General features: G+C 33.0%; 23 protein-coding genes. 20 read left to right on the top strand and 3 right to left on the bottom strand.

What is annotated here, in order from left to right; genetic code table 11:
• Positions 1-140: 140 nt before the first annotated feature.
• Both NQQ59_RS18380 and NQQ59_RS18375 read right to left on the bottom strand, forming a co-directional pair.
• A complete protein-coding gene (locus tag NQQ59_RS18380) occupies positions 141-713 on the bottom strand; it encodes a 5-formyltetrahydrofolate cyclo-ligase (protein ID WP_144216961.1) in 573 nt (190 codons plus the stop codon).
• Positions 700-1,680, bottom strand: coding sequence for a succinylglutamate desuccinylase/aspartoacylase family protein (locus NQQ59_RS18375; RefSeq protein ID WP_144216958.1), 981 nt, complete (start codon positions 1,678-1,680; stop codon positions 700-702). The genes NQQ59_RS18380 and NQQ59_RS18375 overlap by 14 nt, the downstream gene beginning before the upstream one ends.
• Before the next feature lie 137 nt (positions 1,681-1,817).
• Here NQQ59_RS18375 and uvrC point away from each other — a divergent pair, with 137 nt between their 5' ends.
• From uvrC to NQQ59_RS18305, 14 genes are all read left to right on the top strand, one after another.
• Positions 1,818-3,611, top strand: a complete 1,794-nt coding sequence (gene uvrC / locus NQQ59_RS18370; protein WP_144216955.1) for an excinuclease ABC subunit UvrC — start codon at positions 1,818-1,820, stop codon at positions 3,609-3,611.
• Positions 3,612-3,618: 7 nt separating this feature from the next.
• Positions 3,619-5,916, top strand: a complete 2,298-nt coding sequence (locus tag NQQ59_RS18365) for a patatin-like phospholipase family protein (RefSeq protein ID WP_144219801.1) — start codon at positions 3,619-3,621, stop codon at positions 5,914-5,916.
• Between the two features lie 318 nt (positions 5,917-6,234).
• Positions 6,235-7,392: a homogentisate 1,2-dioxygenase gene (locus NQQ59_RS18360; protein ID WP_144216953.1), complete on the top strand. Its 1,158-nt coding sequence runs from the start codon at positions 6,235-6,237 to the stop codon at positions 7,390-7,392.
• 245 nt (positions 7,393-7,637) lie between these two features.
• The gene (hppD, locus tag NQQ59_RS18355; protein ID WP_071635490.1) at positions 7,638-8,798 is read left to right on the top strand and encodes a 4-hydroxyphenylpyruvate dioxygenase; all 1,161 of its coding nucleotides are present in this window, start codon (positions 7,638-7,640) and stop codon (positions 8,796-8,798) included.
• Between the two features lie 298 nt (positions 8,799-9,096).
• Positions 9,097-9,870 carry a DUF3108 domain-containing protein gene (locus tag NQQ59_RS18350; RefSeq protein ID WP_144216951.1) on the top strand — a complete coding sequence of 258 codons (774 nt, stop codon included), beginning with the start codon at positions 9,097-9,099 and terminating at the stop codon, positions 9,868-9,870.
• Positions 9,867-10,805: a tryptophan 2,3-dioxygenase family protein gene (locus NQQ59_RS18345; RefSeq protein ID WP_144216948.1), complete on the top strand. Its 939-nt coding sequence runs from the start codon at positions 9,867-9,869 to the stop codon at positions 10,803-10,805. Before NQQ59_RS18350 ends, NQQ59_RS18345 begins: the two co-directional genes overlap by 4 nt.
• A gap of 27 nt (positions 10,806-10,832) precedes the next feature.
• Positions 10,833-12,056, top strand: coding sequence for a peptidoglycan DD-metalloendopeptidase family protein (locus tag NQQ59_RS18340; RefSeq protein WP_144216946.1), 1,224 nt, complete (start codon positions 10,833-10,835; stop codon positions 12,054-12,056).
• Positions 12,057-12,094: 38 nt separating this feature from the next.
• The gene (locus NQQ59_RS18335) at positions 12,095-12,748 is read left to right on the top strand and encodes a hypothetical protein (RefSeq protein WP_144216944.1); all 654 of its coding nucleotides are present in this window, start codon (positions 12,095-12,097) and stop codon (positions 12,746-12,748) included.
• Between the two features lie 48 nt (positions 12,749-12,796).
• A complete protein-coding gene (locus NQQ59_RS18330) occupies positions 12,797-13,417 on the top strand; it encodes a hypothetical protein (protein WP_144216942.1) in 621 nt (206 codons plus the stop codon).
• A 6-nt stretch (positions 13,418-13,423) separates the two neighbouring features.
• Positions 13,424-13,765 carry a hypothetical protein gene (locus tag NQQ59_RS18325; protein ID WP_144216939.1) on the top strand — a complete coding sequence of 114 codons (342 nt, stop codon included), beginning with the start codon at positions 13,424-13,426 and terminating at the stop codon, positions 13,763-13,765.
• 103 nt (positions 13,766-13,868) lie between these two features.
• Positions 13,869-15,512: a glucose-6-phosphate isomerase gene (gene pgi / locus NQQ59_RS18320; protein WP_144216937.1), complete on the top strand. Its 1,644-nt coding sequence runs from the start codon at positions 13,869-13,871 to the stop codon at positions 15,510-15,512.
• Between the two features lie 319 nt (positions 15,513-15,831).
• Positions 15,832-19,122: a TonB-dependent receptor gene (locus NQQ59_RS18315; RefSeq protein ID WP_144221551.1), complete on the top strand. Its 3,291-nt coding sequence runs from the start codon at positions 15,832-15,834 to the stop codon at positions 19,120-19,122.
• A 103-nt stretch (positions 19,123-19,225) separates the two neighbouring features.
• The gene (locus NQQ59_RS18310) at positions 19,226-19,648 is read left to right on the top strand and encodes a hypothetical protein (protein WP_095953867.1); all 423 of its coding nucleotides are present in this window, start codon (positions 19,226-19,228) and stop codon (positions 19,646-19,648) included.
• A gap of 92 nt (positions 19,649-19,740) precedes the next feature.
• Positions 19,741-20,232, top strand: a complete 492-nt coding sequence (locus tag NQQ59_RS18305; protein WP_144216935.1) for a septal ring lytic transglycosylase RlpA family protein — start codon at positions 19,741-19,743, stop codon at positions 20,230-20,232.
• Positions 20,233-20,263: 31 nt separating this feature from the next.
• Here the strand turns inward: NQQ59_RS18305 and NQQ59_RS18300 are convergent, their stop codons facing one another.
• Positions 20,264-20,719: a DinB family protein gene (locus NQQ59_RS18300; RefSeq protein ID WP_144216933.1), complete on the bottom strand. Its 456-nt coding sequence runs from the start codon at positions 20,717-20,719 to the stop codon at positions 20,264-20,266.
• Positions 20,720-20,798: 79 nt separating this feature from the next.
• On the opposite strand from NQQ59_RS18300, the gene NQQ59_RS18295 reads away from it, so the two are divergent.
• From NQQ59_RS18295 to NQQ59_RS18270, 6 genes are all read left to right on the top strand, one after another.
• Positions 20,799-21,146, top strand: coding sequence for an arsenate reductase family protein (locus tag NQQ59_RS18295; protein ID WP_144216931.1), 348 nt, complete (start codon positions 20,799-20,801; stop codon positions 21,144-21,146).
• A 94-nt stretch (positions 21,147-21,240) separates the two neighbouring features.
• Complete coding sequence (locus NQQ59_RS18290; protein WP_144216930.1) at positions 21,241-22,101, top strand: YicC/YloC family endoribonuclease; 861 nt, start codon at positions 21,241-21,243, stop codon at positions 22,099-22,101.
• A 2-nt stretch (positions 22,102-22,103) separates the two neighbouring features.
• Positions 22,104-22,700: a hypothetical protein gene (locus NQQ59_RS18285; protein ID WP_144216928.1), complete on the top strand. Its 597-nt coding sequence runs from the start codon at positions 22,104-22,106 to the stop codon at positions 22,698-22,700.
• A 24-nt stretch (positions 22,701-22,724) separates the two neighbouring features.
• On the top strand, positions 22,725-23,297 hold the full coding sequence (gene gmk / locus NQQ59_RS18280; RefSeq protein WP_144216926.1) for a guanylate kinase: 573 nt from the start codon (positions 22,725-22,727) through the stop codon (positions 23,295-23,297).
• A 111-nt stretch (positions 23,298-23,408) separates the two neighbouring features.
• A complete protein-coding gene (nadD, locus tag NQQ59_RS18275; protein ID WP_144216924.1) occupies positions 23,409-23,990 on the top strand; it encodes a nicotinate (nicotinamide) nucleotide adenylyltransferase in 582 nt (193 codons plus the stop codon).
• The gene (locus tag NQQ59_RS18270; protein ID WP_144216922.1) at positions 23,991-24,695 is read left to right on the top strand and encodes a hypothetical protein; all 705 of its coding nucleotides are present in this window, start codon (positions 23,991-23,993) and stop codon (positions 24,693-24,695) included.
• Positions 24,696-24,727 lie beyond the last annotated feature (32 nt).

Genomic DNA, 24,727 nt, shown 5'->3' with positions numbered 1-24,727 from the left:
ATTTTTTTGTGAAAATGAAAAAAATGAGAAGTAAAATGTATTTTTCTTTTGCCACAGATTAGAGGATTTAAAATGATTAATCCTTTCTAATCATTTTAATCTGTGGCAAAATTTCATGCAGAATTGTAGAGATTGTGATTTTAAACAAACTGATAGATTTTATCCGGCGTCACGCAATAATCCAATTTGATGTCTGATTCAAAAACATCATCTATTTGATTTACAGCTTCAAAAAAAGAAAGTCCGATTTTGATGGTTTCAGGTTTGCATTCGGCAAGGAATTTATCGTAAAAACCTTTTCCGTAGCCAATTCGGTTTCCAAAAACATCAAAAGCCAAAAGCGGTACAAAAACCACTTCCACTTTAGACGAAGGCACTTCAATTCCGTCAACGGGTTCTGGAATATTGTATTCGTTTTTTTTGATTTTAGTGTTATCCGTTAACAGAAAATGAGTCATTTTTCTGGTTTCGAAATCACTTTTTGAAATCAGGATTTCTTTATCTTTTCCAGAAAGTAAATGCAGTACAAATTCGGTATTCACTTCTTTATGTTCTTCGATAGGCAGAAAAACGTGATAATATATTTTATCCCAAATAGGCATTTGAATTAATTGGTTGGCAATCGCCAGACTCTTCTCTTCTACTTCATCAAAAGAAAGTGCTTTACGGAAATTTTTATATTCGATTCGAAGTTCTTTTTTACTCGTCGGCATTTTCGGGATTACTTTTAGATAAATGATAAATAGCATCGCCTTCATAAACAATTGGCGAATGGTTGGCATTAATCACATAACCGTCATGTGGTGCTTTGATTTTTTGTTCAAATTTTCCAAACGGATCTGTAATAATGGCTAAGATAGTGCCTTTGGTTACAAATTTCCCAATCAAATTAAAATCATGTAAAAGTCCTGAACATTTTGCACGAAGCCAAACCGAATGTTTAATATAAATGGAAGGTGTTAAAGCTTTTTCAACAATTTGTTTCGAATCGAGCATTCCTAAATGATGAAGCAAACGTTTTGTTCCCAATACGCCTTGATTGGCAATTTCATTATTGATATCTAATGATTTTCCGCCTTCAAAAAGCAACATTTTTACATTGGCACTTTCAGAAGTTTTTCTAAAAGAACCATTTATATTTTTAGAATAAAGAGTAAAAGGCGCATTAAAAATATCTGCCAAAACCTTCAATTCGGGATTATTTTCGGTAATTCTAATTTGTGGCGCATTAAAACGACTTGCTCCACCCGCATGAAAGTCTACTGCGTAATCTAAAATCGGTAGAATTTCTTCGACAATATGATACGCAAATCTACTGGCAAGTGAACCTTTTTTGCTTCCTGGAAAAACACGATTCAAGTCACGACCATCTGGAAACTCTCGAGATTTGTTGACAAAACCATACATATTGATTACCGGAATGCAAATTATAGTGCCACGCGAAGGACGATTTATTTTTTTACTGATGATCTGACGAACGACTTCTACACCGTTTATTTCGTCACCGTGAATTCCAGCCGAGAATAAAACGGTTGGCCCTTCATGCTTGGAACGACGGACAATAACAGGAATATTCAGTTTTGTTGTAGTATGCAGTCGTGCAATTTCGACATTTATGGTTCTGTGTTCTCCCGGCAAAATCGATTCGCCAAAAATAACCAATGGAGTACTATTTTTCATGTAGAATTATAAAATCTAAATATAGAAATTATTCTTTTGATTTCGTAAATTTGAAACTAATTCAATGTTAAGCTTCTTTTAGAAATCGGAATGGTTTTTGAAAAAAGTTTTTCGAGTATCTTCAGAAACAAAAAAGAATGCAAAAACCAGCCTTAGATCTTCAAATTTTAACTTTGCCAGACAATCCGGGTGTTTATCAATATTATGATAAAGACGGAAAAATCTTGTATGTCGGCAAAGCCAAAAATTTAAAAAAAAGGGTTTCCTCATATTTCAACAAAATTCACGATACAGCCAAAACCAATGTCTTGGTAAAAAAAATCGTAACCATAAAACACATTGTCGTTCCGACAGAAACTGATGCGCTTTTATTAGAAAATAATTTAATTAAAACACTCCAACCGAGATACAATGTCTTACTTCGTGATGACAAAAGTTATCCGTGGATTTGTATTAAAAAAGAACCTTTTTCTAGAATATTTTTAACGAGAAGAATGGTCAAAGACGGCTCAGAATATTTTGGTCCGTATACAAATTTCAAAATGGTACATACTATTTTGGATTTGATTAAAGAATTATATCCGCTTCGAACTTGTAATTATGATTTGAGTAAATCTAATATCGATTCTGGAAAATTTAAAGTTTGTCTGGAATATCATATCGGCAATTGCAAAGGTCCGTGCGAAGGTTTGGAACCTTTGGAAGAATACCAAAGACAAGTCAATGCAATTCGCGAAATCTTGAAAGGAAATTTTAAAGAAAGTTTAAAAGATTTCAAGAAATTGATGAATACGTATGCGCAGAATTTACAATTTGAAGAAGCGCAGAAAATCAAAGAAAAGATTGAAGTTCTGGAGAATTATCAATCTCGGTCGACTATCATCAATCCGAAGATTACCAACATTGATGTTTTCTCGATTGTTTCTGATGAAAGTGCAGCTTATGTCAATTTCCTGCAAATTTCTCATGGTTCGATTATTCGTTCTCACACTTTAGACATTAAGAAAAAGCTGGACGAATCGGATGAAGAATTATTAGAATTGGCGATTGTAGAATTGCGTGAACGTTTTCAATTATTGTCAAAAGAAATCATTGTTCCTTTTGAATTGGATTTAGGTGAAAACATCAAAGTAACCGTTCCACAACTTGGTGACAAAAAACAGATTCTCGATTTATCAATTCGAAATGCAAAGTTCTACCGAATTGAACAATTGAAACAATTGCAAATTGTAGATCCTGATCGTCACGTAAATCGAATTATGGCGCAAATGCAGAAAGATTTACGACTTCCTGTTGAGCCTCGACATATAGAATGTTTTGATAACTCGAATATTCAGGGAACCAATCCTGTTGCGGCTTGTGTCGTTTTTAAAGATGGAAAACCAAGTAAAAAAGATTATCGCCATTTTAATGTAAAAACGGTTGAAGGTCCTGACGATTTTGCTTCGATGACCGAAATTGTTGGCCGACGCTATAAAAGATTATTGGAAGAAAACGAACCTTTGCCGCAGCTGATTATTATTGACGGTGGAAAAGGACAACTTTCGGCTGCTTTAAAAAGTATAGATGAATTAGGTTTAAGAGGAAAAATTGCCATAATCGGAATCGCAAAACGCTTGGAAGAACTTTTTTATCCGGGCGATTCTATTCCGTTATATCTAGATAAAAAATCAGAAACTTTAAAGGTAATTCAACAATTGCGAAACGAAGCACACCGATTCGGAATCACTTTTCACCGTGACAAACGAAGCAAAGCGGCGTTAAATTCTTCGGTAGAAAGCATTCCTGGAATTGGCGAAAAGACGATGCTTGCTTTAATCCAGCATTTTAAAAGTGTTAAAAGATTGAAATTGGCTTCAGAAAAAGAAATTTCAGACGTTATAGGTGTTTCCAAAGCAAAAAAAATTGTCGACTTTTACAAAACCAACTAAAGAATCTATGCGTCCATTCCAGCTGTACATTTCAAATACTAAGTTGAAAGGAACTTTTTTTAAATTAAAAAAAGGAATTTCTTGGGGCGTATTTTTAATTACTTTTCTATTGGCATTTTTGTTTTCGCAAAAAGCAATCTCTCAGGAAGTAAAAAAAGACAGCATAAAAAAAAGGCCAAAAATTGGTTTGGTTTTAAGTGGTGGCGGTGCAAAAGGTTTTGCCCATATTGGTGTTTTGAAAGTTTTGGAAGAAGCCGGAATCAAAATCGATTATATTGGCGGAACCAGTATGGGATCTGTCATTGGCGGACTTTATGCTTCTGGTTACAATGCTTCACAAATCGATTCTATTTTCAAAAAGACCAATTTTGACGAATTAATAAACGATTATATTCCGCGTTCTTCAAAGAATTTCTACGGAAAAAAGAATGATGAATTGTATGCGATAGTTTTACCATTCAGTAATTTTAGAGTCGGCATTCCCGAAGCACTTTCAAAAGGAATGTACAATTATAATTTGTTGAGCAGTTTAACTCGAAACGTTAGACATATTCGTGATTTCAATCAACTTCCCACTCCATTTTTATGTATTGGAACCAATATCGAAACGGGCGAAGAAGTTTTATTGAACAAAGGAAATCTTGTTCAGGCCATGATGGCAAGTGCGGCATTTCCTTCTCTTTTTACTCCTGTTGAAATTGATGGAAATTTATTGGTTGATGGTGGTGTTGTAAACAATTACCCAATTCAGGAAGTTCGTAATCTTGGTGCTGATATTATTATTGGTGTTGACGTTCAGGACGATTTAATGAAAAGGAAAAACCTAAAAAATGCGACTAGAATTTTGGTTCAAATTACCAATCTTCAGTCCATTGATAAAATGAAAAACAAAATAAAAAACACTGATGTTTATATAAAACCAGACATTCGTGATTATGGTGTAATTTCATTTGACAAAGGAGAAGAAATCATTCGAAAAGGTGAAGAAGCAGCTTTTGCAGTTTACGAAAAAATTAAGGCATTATCAGACGAAACTACTTTCTACAAAAAACCAAAGTTAAAAGTCGCAACAGACACTATTCACATTCAGAAAATAAATACTGAACTTTTAGACAATTATACTAAAGAATACATTCGTGGTAAACTTCGTTTCAAACCAGGAAGCACTATTACTTATAATGGTCTGAAAACTGGAATTAACAACCTAAATGCGACTCAAAATTTTAGCACCATTTCGTATTGTCTTCAGCCAGATGGCGAAAAAGATGATTTGGATTTGGTTTTAAAAGAAAACCCAACACAAACTTATTTGAAGCTTGGACTTCATTACGATGGACTTTACAAAAGTGGTATTTTATTGAATTTGACTCATAAAAAGACATTTCTTAAAAATGATGTGACTTCATTAGACATTATTTTAGGAGACAATTTTAGATACGATTTCAATTATTATGTGGAAAATGGTTTCAATATCAGTTTTGGTTTCCGTTCCCGATTAAGTCAATTCAACCGAAACGTAACCACGAGTTTAAGTAACGTGATTAATCAAAATCCAAATGTCAACTTAATTAATGTTGACTTCATGGATGTCAATAATCAAGCTTATTTTCAGACTATTTTTGTTCAGAAGTTCTTAATGGGCGGTGGTTTAGAATATAAATATCTAAAAATTAATTCGCCAACATTGGCCAACGAAGATAATATTATTGACAAAAGCAGTTATTTTAGTGCATTTGCTTATTTAAAATATGATTCGTTTGATGATAAATATTATCCAAGTTCCGGATTGTATTTTTCTACTGACTTGCAAACTTATCTCGCATCTTCAGATTACACGAATACTTTCAAACCTTTTTCAATGGCAAAAGCCGAAGTTTCTTTTGTGAATCCTTTGTTTAGAAGAGCTACTTTTAAGATCGATGCCGAAGCTGGTTTTACTTTTGGAAACAGCAGCGTTCCGTTTTTTGACTTTATTTTAGGAGGTTATGGCTACAGCAAAATCAACAACTTCAATTATTTTTATGGATATGATTTTTTAAGCATTGCTGGAAATAGTTTTATAAAAACAGGAATTACTTTAGATTATGAAATCCTTAGAAAAAACCATATTAACCTTTCTGCCAATTTTGCCAATTTAGGCAATGATATTTTCAGTGGTGTTGATTGGATTTCGATGCCAAAATATACGGGTTATGCTATCGGTTACGGATTAGAGACTATTATTGGACCAATCGAAATCAAACAATCTTGGTCGCCAGAAATGTCTAGAGGTTTTACTTGGTTCAGCATCGGATTCTTGTTTTAGTATTTTCACAAAGAATACTTCAATAAAATCGTACTATTTTTTTGCTATGTAAAAATTATATCAAAAAACTTTAAATTATTTTAGTTATAATTAATATAATTTTTATTTTTACTTCGAAAAAATTACGACATTTGTTATAATGAAAACAAAATGGACAGGTTTATTAGAGTATCTTCAATTCCTCATCAAGAGAAATCCTGAGTAAGCTATCGAATTGAGATAATTAGGTCATTCAAAAAAAAGGAATGATTGAATTATCTGTTCAGACAATTCTAATTTTCGAATTATCTAATTTACAAATTATCTAATTGAAAAGCCATGCCATTATATCACAAACTCGGAGATTTTCCGCAAAAGCGACACACCCAATTTGAAAAACCAAACGGAGGTTTTTACTACGAACAATTGTTTGGAACCGAAGGTTTTCACGGACATTCGTCATTGTCTTATCATGTTCACAGACCTACGCAGGTTAAAGAAATTTTAAACTCTTATTCGGTTGAACCAAAAATTGCAATCGGAAAAAATATAAAATCACTTCTTTTTAAAGGTTTTGAATTAAAACCAGAAAATGACTTTTTGGACAGCCGAAAAGCAATGTTGGTCAATAAAGACTGCATTATTGGTTTGGCTGCACCGAAAGAATCGCTTCGAAATTATTTCTACAAAAATGCCGATGCCGATGAAATGCTTTTCATTCACAGAGGAAAAGGGAAATTAAGAACCATGTTGGGAAATATTCCCTTTGAATATGGCGATTATTTAATCATTCCTCGTGGCATTATTTATCAGATTGATTTCGAAACAGAAGACAATAGACTTTTTTACGTAGAATCTTATTCTCCTTTTTATACGCCAAAACGTTATAAAAACCAATCTGGTCAGCATTTAGAGCATTCGCCATTTTGCGAACGTGATTTTATTTTGCCAAACGAATTGGAAACGCATGACGAAAAAGGCGATTTTTTAATTAAAATCAAAAAAGAAGGAATGATGCACGAAGTGGTTTACGCCACACATCCGTTTGATGTTGTGGGCTGGGACGGATATAATTTTCCGTACGGATTCTCCATTCACAATTTCGAACCTATAACTGGTCGTGTTCACCAACCGCCTCCAGTACACCAAACTTTTGAAACGGCTACTTTTGTCGTTTGCTCATTCTGCCCAAGACTTTACGATTATCATCCGAAAGCAATTCCGGCGCCATATAATCACAGCAATATAGATTCTGACGAAGTACTATATTATGTCGATGGCGATTTTATGAGTCGTAATAATATTGAGCAAGGTCATATTACTTTACACCCAAAAGGTATTCCACACGGACCAGCGCCTGGAGCAATGGAACGCAGCATTGGTCACAAAGAAACTCAGGAACTAGCGGTTATGGTAGATACTTTCCGTCCACTTATGGTTACTGAAAAAGCTATGGGATTGGATGATGGTCAGTACTATAAGTCGTGGACTGAGTAGTTAAGCGATGTAACGCAGAGTTCGCAGAGGATTTTCGCAGAGATCGCAAAGATTTTTTGAGGAAGTTTTATCAAACAAGTTCACAGAGCTTTGTGTTTATCTGCTAAATCAAAAAACCTAAAGAATAAAAACTTGCGAACTTTGCGATTGCCTTTGCGCTCTTTGCGGTTAAAAAAATCAAATACAACATTAACACTTCGGGCTTCAATCAATTAAACGATTAACCGATTAAACAAATAAACATCATGTCAAAAGAAGTAAAATCAGTAGAATACGGATTAGAGAAAATATTTGAAGGAGCACAAGATTTCCTTCCATTATTAGGAACAGATTATGTAGAATTCTATGTTGGGAATGCAAAACAATCTGCACATTATTATAAAACAGCTTTCGGTTACCAATCTTTGGCTTACGCCGGATTAGAAACTGGAGTAAAAGACAAAGCATCTTATGTTTTGAAGCAAGACAAAATCAGAATTGTTTTGACAACGCCTTTAACGGCAGATTCTCCAATCAACGAACATTTGAAAAAACATGGAGACGGCGTAAAAGTTGCAGCGCTTTGGGTTGAAGACGCGACAAAATCTTACGAAGAAACTATGAAACGTGGCGCGCGTTCTTTCATGGAACCAACTGTTGAAGAAGATGAATTTGGTCAAGTGATTCGTTCTGGAATTTACACTTACGGAGAAACGGTTCACATTTTTGTAGAAAGAAAAAATTACAACGGTGTTTTCTTGCCAGGTTATAAAGAGTGGAAATCAGACTACAATCCAGAACCAACAGGATTAAAATATATCGATCATATGGTTGGAAATGTGGGTTGGAACGAGATGAATACTTGGGTAAAATTCTACGAAGACGTAATGGGATTTGTAAATTTCCTATCTTTTGATGACAAACAAATCACTACAGAATATTCTGCATTGATGAGTAAAGTAATGTCAAATGGAAACGGAAGAATTAAATTCCCAATCAACGAACCAGCTGAAGGAAAGAAAAAATCTCAAATTGAAGAGTATTTAGATTTCTATGGCGGTCCTGGAATTCAGCATATTGCCATTGCAACAGATGATATTATTAAAACGGTATCACAGTTAAGAGCTCGCGGTGTTGAATTTTTATCAGCTCCTCCTCATACTTATTATCAAGCAATTCCAGAAAGATTAGGAGTTCACATGGATATGATGAAAGAAGATATTAATGAAATCGAAAAATTAGCCATCATGGTTGATGCCGATGAAGATGGTTATTTATTACAAATTTTCACAAAACCAGTTCAAGACAGACCAACACTTTTCTTCGAAATTATTCAAAGAATGGGTGCAAAAGGATTCGGCGCAGGTAACTTTAAAGCTCTTTTTGAGTCAATTGAAAGAGAGCAAGAATTGAGAGGAACATTGTAAATTGTTAATTTTCATAGATAAAACCGCATAATTCTCGAAAAAACGATGCTTTTTTTGCAAATGTTATGTTAAACTTGACTTTGGCTATTTGATTTTTGAACTTTCTATCTATCTTTGCACTCGCAAATCAGGAAGGGGTGGTTTCCTTCCGAATTGATATAAATTTCATAATTTATAGTTTTTTGGTTAGTTAATAGCATAAAAACTCAGTCATCCTTGACTGAGTTTTTTTGTTTTGGTACATTTGGAATAGAATTTGCATTTCTCTACCTTTATATATAGATGTAAAAAATGTACTATGAAAAAATTCATTCTCACTATATTAGTCCTCACTTGCTTTGCCTTCGATTCTCAAAAAGAGAATGCATTTGACACGGGAGAATACTTCAAATTCAGAATTCATTACGGAATTGTAAACGCAGGTTACGCAACTCTCGAATTAAAAGACGCAACCATCAGCAACAAAAAAGTATATCATGCTGTTGGAAAAGGCTACACAACCGGAATGTCAAAATTCTTTTTTAAAGTTGAAGACTTATACGAAAGTTATTTTGATAAAGAATCTGGAAGTCCTTACCGATATGTTCGAAAAATTGATGAAGGTGGATACACCAAAAATCAAGAAGGATTTTTCAATCAAACCGAAAACAGAGTTTTGGTAAAAGATTACAAACGTAAATCGGAAAAAACAATTGTAATTACTGATAATGTGCAAGATATTGTTTCATCATTTTACTTTCTGAGAAACCATCCCAACATTGACAAATTAAAATCTGGAGAAGCAATTACAATTGATATGTTTTTTGATGATGAAATCACAAAATTTAAGTTAAAATTTGTAGGCCGTCAAGATATTACAACTAAATTTGGGACGGTTTCTACAATGATGTTCAAACCATTGGTACAAACAGGAAGAGTCTTTAAAGAAAAAGAAAGTTTAACACTTTGGATCACTGATGATGACAATAAAGTTCCTATTAGAATTAAAGCAGATCTGGCTGTTGGATCCCTCAAAGCAGATCTCGATGAATATAAAGGACTGAAAAGTCCGCTTAAAGTAAAAAAGAAATGAATTTAACTGATAATTCAGAAGCAATTTTAAAAGAAATTGATCTTAAATTTCAAGCCATAAATCAAAAAACTGATGTTCAGTTAGAAGGATTGCTTTGGGCTAAACCAATCACTTATTGGGATTACATTCAAACCGATGCTCTATTAAATTTACAAATTCAGCGCACCACACTTCCTGATGAAATGGTTTTTATCATGTACCACCAGGTAAACGAATTAATCTTTAAAATGATTTTGTGGGAAATTGATCAAATTGCTGCCACAGAAAACATTCAGGTTGATTTTTTCAGCGAAAGATTGTCAAGAATTACCAGATATTTTGATATGCTTACCAATTCTTTCAGTATTATGGAAAACGGAATGGAAGTCGATCAATATATGAAATTCAGAAACACACTTACTCCTGCAAGTGGTTTTCAAAGTGCACAATATAGAATGATCGAATTTGCTTCTACTGATGTTATCAATTTAACAGATCGCAGATACAAATCAAACTTCGATGAAAATACAGATCTTGAAACCAGTTTCGAACATTTATATTGGCAGGCTGCAGGAAAAGATTATCAAACAGGCGAAAAATCATATTTACTTCAGGAATTCGAAAATAAATACAAAGGTCAGTTTTTACGACAAATGTCAACTTTTAAGACTAAAAATATCTGGCAAAAATTTTCGCAACTTCCAGAAAAAGATCAGCAAAATCCGGAATTAATTTCTGCTATGCGCCACTACGATAAAACAGTGAATATCACTTGGGTTATGCAACATCTAAACACTGCAAGAAAATACATTTTGGAAAGCGGAAAAGGCAATGGAGAAGCTACAGGCGGAAGTGACTGGCAAAAATATATGCATCCAAAATACCAAAAACGCATCTTTTTTCCTAAATTGTGGACCGAAGAAGAATTGTCCAATTGGGGAAATGAAAACGAATAATAATTTCGCCACAAAAATCAAAAAAGTTTGAAAAAAGCAGTCGTAATTTTAATTGTCTTGTTTTCTATTTTTTCATGTAAAAAAACAGAAGAGAAAAAAGTAGAAACAAAAATTACTAAACCAGCAACCAAAAAAATAGAATTCGGTTTTAATTACGCAGATTTCAATGTTGTTAACGATACAATCTCAAAAGGAGACTCTTTCGGCTCAATCCTTCAAGGTCAAAACATTGGAGATAAAAAAGTTTTTGACATTGTAGAACAAGTTAAAGATTCTTTCAACGTAAGAAGTATGCGTTACGGCAAACCTTTTACTTTACTTCGTTCAAAAAACAAAACCAACAATTTACAGGTTTTTATTTATCAGCCAGACGCTTTAAGTTATTATGTTATTGACTTACGAGACAGTATCGCAAAAGCTTATAAAAAAGTAAAACCGGTTACTTTAAAAAGAAAAATGATCGGTGGCGTTTTAAAAAGCTCACTATCTGAAACTTTAGGAAACGAAAGCGTCGAAACAGCTTTAGCAAGCAGAATCACCAAAGTATTTTCATGGTCTATTGACTTTTTCAAACTTAAGAAAGGAGATCGTTACGGATTAATTTTCACAGAAAGATTTATCAACGGAAAAACTTATGATGGTGTCGAAGATCTTGAAGCAGCATTTTTTGAATATAAAGGAAAAATCATTTATGCTTTCCCTTTTGAAAGAGACACTACTTCTGGAAAAATTGAATATTACGATGATGAAGGAAAAACACTTAAAAATTTCTTTCTAAAAACTCCAATCAAATTCAGCAGAATCACTTCTAGATTCACGATGAATAGATACCACCCGGTACAACATACTTGGAAAGCACACAAAGGAACCGATTATGCTGCCCCAACAGGAACGCCAATTTCAACAACAGCTTCGGGAGTTGTAGAAGTAACAGGATACACGGCAGGAAACGGAAACTTTGTAAAAGTAAAACACAACGGAACCTACTCTACTCAATATTTACATATGTCTAAAATTTTGGTTCGTCGTGGACAGCGCGTTACTCAAGGTCAGACAATTGGTTTAGTTGGAAGTACAGGTTTGGCTTCGGGACCTCATGTTTGTTATCGTTTCTGGAAAAACGGAGTACAAGTTGATGCACTTCGATTGAATCTTCCAACAGGAGAATCTTTAACTGGAAATGACAAAACACGTTTCATGAAACAAATGGAATCTTTGAAAAGAGAATTGGATAGTATTGGGAATTTGTAAGAAAACTTTATTTTAGCATAAAAATCAACTGTTTTATTATGATTGAAAATTTTATTGCTTTTCGAAGTTTTCCAACATTGGATCAAGCCAAAGAACTTGAAGCATTGTTAAACAAAAACAATATTGTCGCCGCTTTAGCAGACAACATTCCACCAGTTGACATCACTTTTTCTGGAAGTACCTTACAAAATAAGTATGAAGTAAAAATCAATCCGGCTGATTTTGAAAAAGCAGAAACCATTCTTGAAAAAGAAACAGAAAATCTTCTTGAGAACATAGGTAAGGATTATTATCTCTTGAGTTTTACAAATGAAGAATTGTATGAAATACTCCTGAACTCTGACGAATGGAACATTTTTGATTATAAACTAGCCCAAAAACTTTTAACGGATCGAGGCAAAACTATCGATCCCGAAATGCTGGTTTCTTTAAAGAAAGAACGTCTAAAAATTTTAGCTAAACCCGAAGAAAATCAAAAACCCTGGATTATTGCTGGATATATTTTTTCACTTTTAGGAGGAGGACTTGGAATTATTATTGGGTATTCTCTATGGAAATCAAAGAAAACACTTCCAAATGGAGAACGAATCTACTCCTACACTACTGAAGACAGAAAAAGTGGCAAAACGATATTTTTAATTGGTCTTATTATATTTCCTTTATCTATAATTATTAGAGTATTGTCAAGCTAATATTTTTCGCGACACTGTTAAACAATCTAATTCAAATCTCCCTTAAGCATGAAAAGCACTCGATTGAAAACGATGTACAATGAAACTTTTTCTGGTTTAAAATTGTTTTACAGAGATACTAATCTTTCTGAAAATTTAATTTCAAATTATAAGACAGGACAAATAATCCAAGAAAAAGGCTTTACCGATATGAGTTCAATTGGCGGAGGACTTTCTGGTAATTTTAGATATTTGATTGCTAGTGCTCATGCAAAAGATTTATCAAAATTCAATCCCGATTCAGCAAAAAATGGTCATTTTCTTTTAGACTCAATTGCTTATTTTAAAGTATTAGATATTCAAAAAATTGGTAATAAAACACAAGTTTTTCTTTTAAATATTCCAGATATTTCGATTTCACTTTTCAAAAATTCTTCTTCCAATTTAGAAGAAGAAATTATAGAAAAAGCTCAAAAACGCTTTCGCGAAAAAATAGATGCTGCCTTAATTCCAGAATTACAAACCGAAGAATGGAAAGAAAGAACCAAGCTTCCTCTCGGAATGAATGAAAATGGAGAATTGTTTTTTGATGATTCTAAAATTAAAACAGAATCCACAAAAAGAATTGATGTTGATGTCGCGAGGAAAGTTATAGCTATTGATAAAAAACCTTGGTGGAAAATTTGGTAAAAACCAATGAAACACATTCTATTAATATTGTTCGCCTTAATCGCAATTGGTTGCTCTAAACCAAAAACTTTTCTCTTAAATGATAACGAGAAGAACAAATACTATGTCTCAGAATTTGTAAATACCGTTTTTGAAAAAGATCTAATTGAAAGTTCTCCTTTAATTGTAATTAACGGAATCCCATTTAAATACAACAAAAGCAAAGACACTATACTATTACCTCTTAAAAAATCAGATATATTTAGTTTAGATTTCGTAAACAAAAACAGCAGTCGAATAATATACAATGAAAAAGAAAATGATGGAGCAATAATTATAACCTGCAAAATTCAAACTCAGAATCCATAAAACGTTTTCGTAACTAATTGTTATATAATCGCCAACCATTCCCCTTTTAAAAGTTATTTCAGTATTTTTGTGTTTCAAGAAACAAACTCAATTATAGATAAAAATGGCTTTAAACACAACAAACCCAACTGGGACTGAAGCGTGGAAAAATCTGCAAAACCACTATAACGCAATTCACGAAACCACAATACAAGAATTGTTTCAACAAGATAGTGCACGTGCCGAAAAATTCAACTTACAATGGAACGACTTCCTTGTAGATTATTCGAAAAACAATATTAGTCAGGAAACAATTTCTCTTTTATTAGAACTGGCAAATTCAATCGGATTAAAAAATGCAATCGCAGATTATTTTGGTGGTGAATTAATCAATAAAACAGAAAACCGTGCAGTTCTTCACACTGCTTTACGTGCTCCAGAATTGGCAGTAATTAAGGTTGACGGAGAAAATGTAATTCCAGAAGTTTACGAAGTAAAAAACAAGATTAAGAGTTTTACTCAGGAAGTAATCTCTGGAGAAAGAAAAGGTTTTACCGGAAAAGCTTTTACAGATATTGTAAATATTGGAATTGGAGGCTCGGATCTTGGACCTGTTATGGCCGTTGAAGCTTTACAATTTTACAAAAATCACCTAAATACACATTTCGTTTCAAACGTTGACGGCGACCATGTAAATGAAGTTATTAAAAAACTAAATCCTGAAACGACACTTTTCGTAATTGTTTCTAAAACTTTCACTACTCAGGAAACACTTTCAAATTCAGAAACTATTAAAGAATGGTTTTTGAAATCGGCTTCTCAAGAAGACATTGCAAAACACTTCGTAGCGGTTTCTACAAATATTCAAAAAGTAACAGAATTCGGAATTAATCCGGACAACGTTTTCCCAATGTGGGACTGGGTTGGAGGAAGATTTTCTCTTTGGAGCGCTGTTGGTTTAAGCATTGCTTTAGCTGTTGGATTTGATAATTATAATGATTTATTAGCTGGCGCATATGAAATGGACGAACATTTCAAATCGGCAGAATTTGACGAAAACATTCCAGTTATTTTAGCTTTATTAAGCGTTTGGTATAATAATTTTTATGGTGCCGAAAGTGAAGCTTTGATTCCATACACACAATATTTACACAAACTTGCTCCTTACTTACAACAAGCTTTTATGGAAAGTAACGGAAAAAGTGTTGGACGTGACGGAAAACCGGTTAACTACCAAACGGGAACAATTATTTGGGGAGAACCTGGAACAAATTCGCAACACGCTTTCTTCCAATTAATTCACCAAGGAACAAAAAGAATCCCAACAGATTTCATTGGATTTGTAAAACCACTTTACGGAAACGAAGATCACCATGACAAACTGATGTCTAATTTCTTTGCTCAGACTGAAGCTTTAATGAACGGAAAAACCGAAGCTCAGGTTCAGGCAGAATTCGACAAACAAGGACTTTCAGCTGAAAAAGCTTCTTATTTAAGACCTTTTAAAGTATTCACTGGAAACAAACCAACCAATACAATTTTAATTCAGAAACTAACCCCAAAAAGCTTAGGGTCATTAATTGCATTGTACGAACACAAGATTTTTGTACAAGGAATTATCTGGAATATTTTTAGTTTTGATCAATGGGGAGTTGAATTAGGCAAGCAATTAGCCAATTCTATTTTAGATGAAATCAATTCTAAGACTGTTAAAACTCACGACAGCTCGACTTCATTTTTGCTGACTCACTTCTTAAAAAACAAGTAAAAGCTAAAATTTAAAAATTTCATAACACTTTGAAACGTCTTAATTTAACCTAAATTAAGGCGTTTTTTCGCATAAAAGACCGATAAAAAGAGTAAAAAAGTCGTCTATTTGCACGTTTTCGCTTACAACATAATTGAAATTATTACATAATTAACAAAATATTGCAATAAAAATTTAAGAAATCGATATTTTTTTTATGTAAAACGGAAAAATTCATTTTAATGCGCAATAGAAAAGACAAAACTAATTTTTCTTAACATTTCGATAACATTATCTAAGTTAATTGTTATAATTTTGCCAAAAACAAATAACAAAACAGATGAAAAAATTGTCAAAGTTTCTCTTACTGCTTTTAGCGTTTATTTATGCAGGAGATATTTATGCGCAAGGTAATACAACTTCTTCTATCAATGGGGTTGTTTACGATTCGCAAAACAAGTCCCTTCCAGGAGCAACGATTCTTGCAGTTCACGAGGCTTCAGGTAGCCGTTACTCAACAACAACGGATTTTGATGGTCACTTTAGAATCTCTAACATGCGTGTTGGTGGTCCTTACAAAATTGAAGTGACTTTCATTGGTTACACAACCTACACAGAATCAGGAGTTTATTTACAACTTGGTGATGCAAAAAGTGTAAAAGCTGTCTTAAAAGACGAAACAAATCAACTTAGTGAAGTTGTAGTTGTTGGTAAAAAAGATCCAACTTTTAACTCTAAAAAGACTGGAGCTCAAACTATTATTGATCACGACAAGATCAATGAATTACCATCTTTATCAAGAAACATTGCTGACTTTGCAAGACTTACACCACAAGCACAATTACGTGGGGATGATGTAATCTCAATCGGCGGACAAAATAACAGATTCAACGCAATCTACATTGACGGAGCTGTAAACAATGACGTTTTCGGTTTAGCTGCAAACGGAACAAACGGTGGACAAACAGGAGTTTCTCCAATTTCATTAGATGCAATTGAGCAATTCCAAGTGAGTGTTTCTCCTTACGATGTTAAATTATCAGGATTCGCTGGAGGAGCAATTAGTGCTATTACACGTTCTGGAACAAATAACTTTGATGGATCTGCTTATTTCTTATACAGAGACCAATCTTTAGCTGGAAAAACTCCACAAAAAGCAAGCGCTACTGCTGAAAGAAAAAGATTATCTGACTTTACTGCTCAAACTTACGGTGTAAGAGCTGGAGGAGCAATCGTAAAAGATAAATTATTCTATTTCATCAACTACGAAAGACAAGATAACGAAACACCAGCACCATTTGACATTAACAACTATACAGGTGCTATCGGAATTACTGGTACAAATCCTTACAGTGGAGCTTTAGCTCAACAAAGAATTGACGCTTTAACAAATCGTCTACAAACACTTTACGGATACAATCCTGGAGTTTACAACAACAACACTCAAACTTTAGTTTCTGATAAATTAATCGCTAAAGTTGACTGGAACATTAATGACAATAACAAACTTTCTGTAAAGAACAGTTATGTTAAAGCTACAAACTTCTCACCATACCGTTCAACAGCTACTTCTTTGAACTTTGTTAATGGTGCTCAAGATTTCGAATCTATCACAAACTCTACATCGTTAGAATTAAACACTAGATTTAACAACAAATTCTCAAACAACCTTGTTGTTGGTTTTACAAATGTAAACGATGATAGAAATGCATCTGGAAACCCATTCCCTACAGTTGAAATTAGAGATGGTGCAGGAACAATTTACTTTGGTGCAGAAGCTAGCTCAACAGCTAACTTGCTAAAACAAAGAACATTAACAATTACTGATAACTTTGAGATTAACGTTGGTAAACACAATATTTTAATTGGTACACACAACGAATTAACTTACGCTAAAAACTTATTCATCAGCAGTAACTTTGGTAGATACCAATTTGCTAGCTACGATAGCTTCATGAATAATGCTGCACCTACAAGATACCGTTTAGGATACTCCTTAATCGGAGGTTCAGGTGATAATTCTCTTGGAGCAGCTGAATTCAACATGAATCAGTTTGGATTATACCTTCAAGATAACATTAGAGTTTCTGACAACTTCAGAGTTTCTGTAGGTGTACGTGCTGACATGCCAGTATGGGAAAGCGGAGTAACAAATAGCGATTTCAACGACAGAACTATTCCATTATTAGAAGCTGCAGGAAAAGACCTTAAAGGTGCAAGAGTTGGTCAGCCAATTAAAAGCACTGTTCATTTCTCTCCTAGAGTTGGATTCAACTATGACGTAAACGGAGATAAAGAAACTCAAGTACGTGGAGGTATTGGTGTATTTACATCAAGAGTACCTTTAGTATGGCCAGGTGGAGCTTATAACAACTATGGTATGGGACAATATTTTTACGATACAAGTATTGTTACAACAGGTCCTAAACCTCTTTTCAATCCTAATACAGATATTCCTAGCCAAATGTACTCTAACGGTACTCCTGTAGGACCAATTCCTGGAACTGGTGCAGTAGGTGGAAACGTTGATTTATTTGCTAAAGATTTCAAATTACCACAAGTATTAAAAACAAGTATTGGTTTTGACCGTAAACTTCCAGGTGGATTAGTTTTATCTGCTGAAGCAATCTTCAACGAAAACTTGAATTCAATTCAGTACCAAAATTTAAACCTTGCTGGACCACAAACTTACACAACTGGTGGAGACGTAAGACCTATTTACAACAACGTTCTTGTTGATACAAAATATTCTGGTATCTACTTAGGATCTAACAAAAAAGCAGGAAGTGCTTGGAATACTAACTTTACGTTAACTAAATACTTCACATCTGACTTTATTGATGCTAATATTTCTGCAACATACTCTTACGGAGAATCTAATGTTTGGATGGATGCTACAAGTTCTCAAAACAGCTCTCAATGGCAATATATTGAAACTGTAAACGGTTCAAATGCTATCTCTGGAGTATCTAGATCAGATTTTGATCAAGGATCAAGAGTAATGGCTAACTCATCTATCAAATTCAAATGGAACAATAATATCAAAACTACTATTGGTCTTTACTACGAAGGTGCTCAAGGAACTCCGATCAGTTATATCTACAATGATTCAAACGGAAGAATCATGAGAGATACAAATCAAAACTCAGCTTTAGCTTATATTCCAACTAACAAAAGTGAAGTTGTTTTAGTAAGTACTACAGCTAACCCTATGACACCAGATCAACAATGGGAAGCTTACGATGCTTACATCTCAAGCAACAAATACTTAAACAGCAGAAGAGGTAAATATGCAGAACGTAATGGTGATCGTTTAGACTGGAGCCACGTTATTGATTTAAAATTAGCTCAAGAATTCAAAGTTAATGTTGGTAAAAAAAGCCACAAATTAGAGTTTACAGCTGATGTTTTCAACTTCACAAACTTGTTAAACAAAAACTGGGGAAGAAGATACTTCGCTACAAACGATCAAGTATTATTACTTCAACAAGTTGGTTTCTTACCAAATGGAACTACTCCAACATTCAACTTCAACCCGAATGTTAAAAATACTGTTAACCAAATTGATGACGTAGGTTTACAATCATCAAGATGGCAAATGCAAGTTGGAGCTAGATATTCTTTCAACTAATAAAGAACCATCCTAAATAATAAAAAGGGCATTGACTTTTAAGTTTAATGCCCTTTTTTTTACTCATTTTTGCTATATTTGTTTCAAACAAAAAACAAGGTTTATGTATAATTTTCTACAAAAATTTCACTCTGGCTGGGCATACTTAGCATTGCTTCTTTTACTGGTTGCAGTGGTAAATGCCATCATCGGAGTTACTTCAAAAAAGGAGTTTACAGCTAAAGATCGTAAAATCGCTTTATTTGCTTTAATCGGAACTCACACTCAATTATTGATTGGTCTGATTTTATATTTTGTTTCTCCATTAGGAAAAGCAGCTTTTGGACAAATGTCTAATGCAGAATTAAGATTAACATCTTTAGAGCATCCACTAATCAATCTTATTGCCATCGTTTTAATTACAATTGGATGGTCTAAACATAAAAAACTAATCAATAGCGAAGCTAAATTTAAAACCTTTGCTATTTTTTACGGATTAGGATTATTACTTATTTTAAGTAGAATTCCGTGGAACCTTTGGTTCTAAAAAATACCAATTTAAAAGCCCTTTATCAGGGCTTTTTTTATCTCGGCATATTATTTGTACAAACTCCCCCCAGGTCTGAAAAAAAATAACCCATGAGAAATAAAAAAAACATTTTATTCGCCACAATCGCTCTAACTTTAATTAGCGGCTTTACTTATGTTATAAGCCAAACCAAACCTACAACAGAACCCAAAATCATTCAGGACACTGTTAAAAACGCAAGACCAAATCTTATTGCATTACCAGTAGATTCTGTATTTACAGACAAAGGTTTAAAATTAAAACCATACAAGAAAAACGCTCACGCCTCTTATTATTCAGATAAGTTTAACGGAAGAAAAACGGCTAACGGAAGCAGATTCAACAACAACAAATATACTGCTGCTCATAAAAAACTTCCTTTTGGAACTAGAGTGAAAGTAACCAACGAAGCCAATGGAAAATTTGTTATTGTAAAAATTACTGATAGAGGTCCATTTGTAAAGACCCGCGAAATAGATTTATCCAAAAGAGCTTTTATGGATATCACCAAAAACAAAGGTGCAGGTGCTATGAAAGTTACACTTGAAACTATAGTAGAATAAAAAAATCCCGCTTCAAGCGGGATTTTCTATTTTAAACTAATTTTCTAAGATTCATTGCCATTCCAGAATGAATTCCTTCATGGTAATTATTAAAATCTAAGGCGTCTTGCACTTTTCGAAGCGTAAATCCCATGCTTGTTGTGTATTCATTATAATCAACAAAAAGACCACTTTCAAAGTCCTTTTTTGTTTTTTCTAAAGTTGTAAAAAGCAAAGTTTTAATTTCATCAACTTCATCCTGAGAAACATCTCCTTCTGGTTTTGTTCCCTTTTTATATTTTGCAATAAACTCTTCTGAAACCATTGTTGGCAAACCAGATAATTTATAAACTAAAACTTGCTGCGAAGAAATGCAATGCCCAACATTCCAGATGATATTGTTGTTGAATCCCTCTGGAACTTTATTTAATTGTTCTAAAGAATGATTATCTAAAATTTTTAATAGAATTTCTCTAATTGTTTTCTGTACTTCAAAAACTGAACTCATATTTTTATTTTTTTTCTAAAATTAGGCATTTTTAAGTTTCAAATGAATTTTCTTTGTAGTCTAACAAAATTCAAAAATCATGAACAAAATATATTATTTAGCATCTTGCGATACTTGTCGAAAAATTATTAAAAGTTTACCGGAAAACGATTTGGTTTTTCAAGACATCAGACAAGACCCAATTACAGAAGAGCAACTGGAAGAAATGTATAAACTTTCAGGAAGTTATGAAGCTTTATTCAGCAAAAAAGCACAATTGTACAAGTCAATGGGATTAAAAGACAAATCTTTGACTGAAGCCGATTTTAAAAAATACATTTTAGAACATTACACTTTCTTAAGTCGTCCTGTTTTTATTATTGATGGCAAGATTTACATCGGCAACAGCCAAAAAAATGTAGCCGAAGTAATAAAAGCATTATCGTAAGAATAGTACTAAATTAGCTATACAAAACTGATTTACAATTTACAACACAAAGCAGCAAACTTTTAATTATCTTTGCGCCTTTATACTCAATTATATGATACAATCTATGACAGGGTTTGGCAAAGCTTCTTTGCAATTGCCTACAAAAAAAATTACCGTTGAAGTAAAATCCCTAAACAGTAAAGGTTTAGATTTAAATGTAAGAATGCCATCGCTTTACCGCGAAATGGAACTTGGATTACGAACTCAAATCTCAACAAAACTAGAAAGAGGAAAAATTGATTTTGCAATCTATTTAGAAAGTACTGCAGAACAAACTTCGACTAAAGTAAACGTACCTGTTGTAAAAGGCTATATCTCACAATTGAAGGAAGTAAATCCCGATGCAGATGAGACTGAATTAATGAAAATGGCTGTTCGTATGCCAGATACATTAAAAACAGAACGTGAAGAAATTGACGAAAATGATTGGGAACAGATTCAAATCATTATTAATGAGGCACTTCAAAATATTCTAAATTTCCGTAAAGATGAAGGCGAATCTCTTGAAAAAGAATTCAAGCTAAGAATCGGAAATATCCGTCAATATATGAATGATACGCTGGCGCTAGATCCAGAACGTATTCAGGCAATAAAGGATCGTTTACAAAACGCAATTGCAGAATTGGAAGTTAATGTAGACGAAAACCGTTTTGAGCAGGAATTAATCTATTATTTAGAGAAATTAGATATCACAGAAGAAAAAGTTCGTTTGACTAATCATTTGGATTACTTTTTAGAAACTTTAAATGGTTCTGAAGCTAACGGACGTAAACTTGGTTTTATTACTCAAGAAATGGGACGTGAAATCAATACAATGGGTTCTAAATCAAATCATGCGCAAATGCAGAAATTGGTCGTAATGATGAAAGATGAATTGGAGAAGATTAAAGAGCAAGTTTTGAATGTTCTCTAAACATGAGGTTTTATTTCATCTTTTTCTTTTTCATAATATTCAATTGTTTTAGTCAAGAAGTATCTGAAATAAATAAGATTTTAGAAATATCAGACACTTTAGAACATAAACAAGAAATTCGCATTTACAAAGATTATTCGATCACCAATAGTATTGATATTCTCAGAATGTTTGATGAGGGAAAAAATAATTGGAAAGTCATTATTTATTCTTATGCTAAAAGTGTTCCTCAGGTAACAAAAATTAACGTAATCAACTTTCCAAAAGAAAGTATTGGTAAATTAAAACCAAAAGATGCGGAATTGATTTGGCTTAATTTACTAATTACAAATATCGAATTTCTTCCAAACATGGAAGCCATAAGATATAAATTTGGCAAACCAAAAATTGATTCAGATAGAGGTGAAAGAGTAATCTCTAGAACAAAAAAAGATGTTCTAGATGGAATTGGATACAAAGTGTATGTTAGAAACGGAAAGAATACAAACAATTTTTCTTTCGATAATACAAAAACATACTTAAAATATTACCCAAAAGTCGATGAATTAATTTCATATAATGAATTACTATCTGTTCTAGAAAAAGAATTTAGCTTTTAAAGACAGATCACACATAAACACACAATGAACAAAGGAAAATTAATTGTTTTTTCAGCGCCATCAGGGTCAGGAAAAACAACTATCGTAAAACATTTACTAGGTCAGGAAGATTTAAATTTAGAATTTTCAATCTCGGCTGCATCTCGTGATCCTCGCGGGGAAGAAGTTAATGGAAAAGATTATTATTTTATTTCGTTAGAGGAATTCAAAAAACACATTAAAGCTGAAGATTTCCTGGAATGGGAAGAGGTTTACCGCGATAACTTTTACGGAACTTTAAAATCTGAAATTGAAAGAATCTGGGCTTTAGGAAAAAATGTAATTTTTGACATTGATGTTGCTGGCGGACTTCGTATTAAACACAAATTTCCTGAACAAACTTTAGCCGTTTTTGTCAAACCACCAAGTGTTGACGAACTTAAAAGAAGGTTGAAAGAACGTTCTACAGAAAGCGAAGATAAAATCAATATGCGTATTGCAAAAGCATCTGTAGAATTGGCAACCGCTCCACAATTTGATGTAATCATCAAAAACTATGATCTTTCTGTAGCTTTGGAAGAAGCACATCAGTTAGTGAAAGATTTCGTAAGTAAATAAATTTTATTCCGCAGAGATACACCAAGAAAAAACACGGAGATTCGCAAAGCTTTTTTTTAGACTTTGCGAATCTTTGTGCTATCTTAGCGACTCTCTGCGAAACTATACAAAATGAAAATAGGTCTTTATTTCGGAACATATAACCCAATTCATGTTGGCCATTTAATCATTGCCAATCATATGGCAGAATATGCCGATTTAGATCAGATTTGGATGGTGGTTACACCTCATAATCCGTTAAAAAAGAAAGCGACTTTATTAGACGATCAACAGCGCTTGCAAATGGTTTTTCTGGCAACAGAAGATTATCCAAAAATAAAACCGTCGGATATCGAGTTTAAATTACCTCAGCCGAGTTATACCGTTATCACACTCGCACATTTACAAGACAAATATCCAAATTATGAGTTTTCGTTAATTATGGGTGAAGACAATCTGAAAACACTTCATAAATGGAAAAACTATGAAGTGATTCTAGAAAATCATGATATTTATGTATATCCAAGAATTTCTGACGAACCTGAAAATGTGGAATTAAAATCGCATCCCAAAATTCATGTTATCGATGCGCCGATTGTAGAAATCTCTTCGACTTTTATTCGAAATAATATTAAAGAAGGAAAAAATATTCAGCCGTTGCTTCCTCCGAAAGTTTGGGAATATATTGATCATAATAATTTTTATAAGAAGTAAATGCTTTTTTCTGCTTCGATTTTTATTCCTGAAAAACCTAAATTTTTCAATTTAACTCGATCCGAAAAATTATCTTATTTTTCTTTTGGAGCAATATTATTATATGGACTTGCACTGTTTTTAATAGAACATTTGTTAGATCATAAATTACCCCAATATTTTTATTATCCTGTAACTATTCCTTTAGCAGTACAGATAATAAGTGCTACTATTAGATTAAAAGAATTTGAAAATTTAAATGGCCATTTTGAGGGAACAATCTCATTTAAAGAAGATTCCTTAATCATCAATGAGATTGGATATAAATATGCAGAATTAGAAAATCTAGTAGTTTATGGAAATTCATTTTCTGGAGAAAAAACGAAGAATTACAGATATGGTCCTATGTATGGAAATGGAATCGAAAATCTAATTTCATTTAATCATAACGAAACTAAAATTGAAAAACATTTTCAGTTAAATTCAGAACGTCATCTAGATGAGTTACAGAACACTTTGATTCACATTATTTCTGAAGAAAAAATTCCTTTTAAAAGAGAATATCTAAATTTCATCAATGAAGAACATCGATCGTATATTCTTTTCGAATTCTTGATTGGAAAATTGATTACAGAGAAAAAAATTGAATTCAATGAAGGATTTCGCTTGATAAAATTTAATTCAAATAAAGAGGCTCAGGAATTTAAAACAAAATATTGCAATTAATAAACACTGAATTGCCTCCAGTTTTAACTGGA

This window comes from Flavobacterium panacis, assembly GCF_024649945.1.
In the GTDB taxonomy this organism is placed as follows: Bacteria; Bacteroidota; Bacteroidia; order Flavobacteriales; family Flavobacteriaceae; genus Flavobacterium; species Flavobacterium panacis.
The sequence above is the reverse complement of the archived record's forward strand: the minus strand, read 5'-3'. Positions and strand labels throughout refer to the sequence as shown.

Bases quoted from the DNA above. Each gene is read 5' to 3' on its own strand.
- NQQ59_RS18335 (WP_144216944.1), top strand. From the start codon at position 12,095: ATGATTGAAAATTTTATTGCTTTTCGAAGTTTTCCAACATTGGATCAA.
- NQQ59_RS18345 (WP_144216948.1), top strand. From the start codon at position 9,867: ATGAATTTAACTGATAATTCAGAAGCAATTTTAAAAGAAATTGATCTT.
- NQQ59_RS18290 (WP_144216930.1), top strand. From the start codon at position 21,241: ATGATACAATCTATGACAGGGTTTGGCAAAGCTTCTTTGCAATTGCCT.
- NQQ59_RS18295 (WP_144216931.1), top strand. From the start codon at position 20,799: ATGAACAAAATATATTATTTAGCATCTTGCGATACTTGTCGAAAAATT.
- NQQ59_RS18375 (WP_144216958.1), bottom strand. From the start codon at position 1,680: ATGAAAAATAGTACTCCATTGGTTATTTTTGGCGAATCGATTTTGCCG.
- NQQ59_RS18300 (WP_144216933.1), bottom strand. From the start codon at position 20,719: ATGAGTTCAGTTTTTGAAGTACAGAAAACAATTAGAGAAATTCTATTA.
- NQQ59_RS18310 (WP_095953867.1), top strand. From the start codon at position 19,226: ATGTATAATTTTCTACAAAAATTTCACTCTGGCTGGGCATACTTAGCA.
- NQQ59_RS18325 (WP_144216939.1), top strand. From the start codon at position 13,424: ATGAAACACATTCTATTAATATTGTTCGCCTTAATCGCAATTGGTTGC.
- pgi (WP_144216937.1), top strand. From the start codon at position 13,869: ATGGCTTTAAACACAACAAACCCAACTGGGACTGAAGCGTGGAAAAAT.
- NQQ59_RS18270 (WP_144216922.1), top strand. From the start codon at position 23,991: ATGCTTTTTTCTGCTTCGATTTTTATTCCTGAAAAACCTAAATTTTTC.
- nadD (WP_144216924.1), top strand. From the start codon at position 23,409: ATGAAAATAGGTCTTTATTTCGGAACATATAACCCAATTCATGTTGGC.
- hppD (WP_071635490.1), top strand. From the start codon at position 7,638: ATGTCAAAAGAAGTAAAATCAGTAGAATACGGATTAGAGAAAATATTT.
- NQQ59_RS18360 (WP_144216953.1), top strand. From the start codon at position 6,235: ATGCCATTATATCACAAACTCGGAGATTTTCCGCAAAAGCGACACACC.
- NQQ59_RS18365 (WP_144219801.1), top strand. From the start codon at position 3,619: ATGCGTCCATTCCAGCTGTACATTTCAAATACTAAGTTGAAAGGAACT.
- NQQ59_RS18380 (WP_144216961.1), bottom strand. From the start codon at position 713: ATGCCGACGAGTAAAAAAGAACTTCGAATCGAATATAAAAATTTCCGT.
- NQQ59_RS18285 (WP_144216928.1), top strand. From the start codon at position 22,104: ATGAGGTTTTATTTCATCTTTTTCTTTTTCATAATATTCAATTGTTTT.
- NQQ59_RS18305 (WP_144216935.1), top strand. From the start codon at position 19,741: ATGAGAAATAAAAAAAACATTTTATTCGCCACAATCGCTCTAACTTTA.
- uvrC (WP_144216955.1), top strand. From the start codon at position 1,818: ATGCAAAAACCAGCCTTAGATCTTCAAATTTTAACTTTGCCAGACAAT.
- NQQ59_RS18350 (WP_144216951.1), top strand. From the start codon at position 9,097: ATGAAAAAATTCATTCTCACTATATTAGTCCTCACTTGCTTTGCCTTC.
- gmk (WP_144216926.1), top strand. From the start codon at position 22,725: ATGAACAAAGGAAAATTAATTGTTTTTTCAGCGCCATCAGGGTCAGGA.
- NQQ59_RS18315 (WP_144221551.1), top strand. From the start codon at position 15,832: ATGAAAAAATTGTCAAAGTTTCTCTTACTGCTTTTAGCGTTTATTTAT.
- NQQ59_RS18330 (WP_144216942.1), top strand. From the start codon at position 12,797: ATGAAAAGCACTCGATTGAAAACGATGTACAATGAAACTTTTTCTGGT.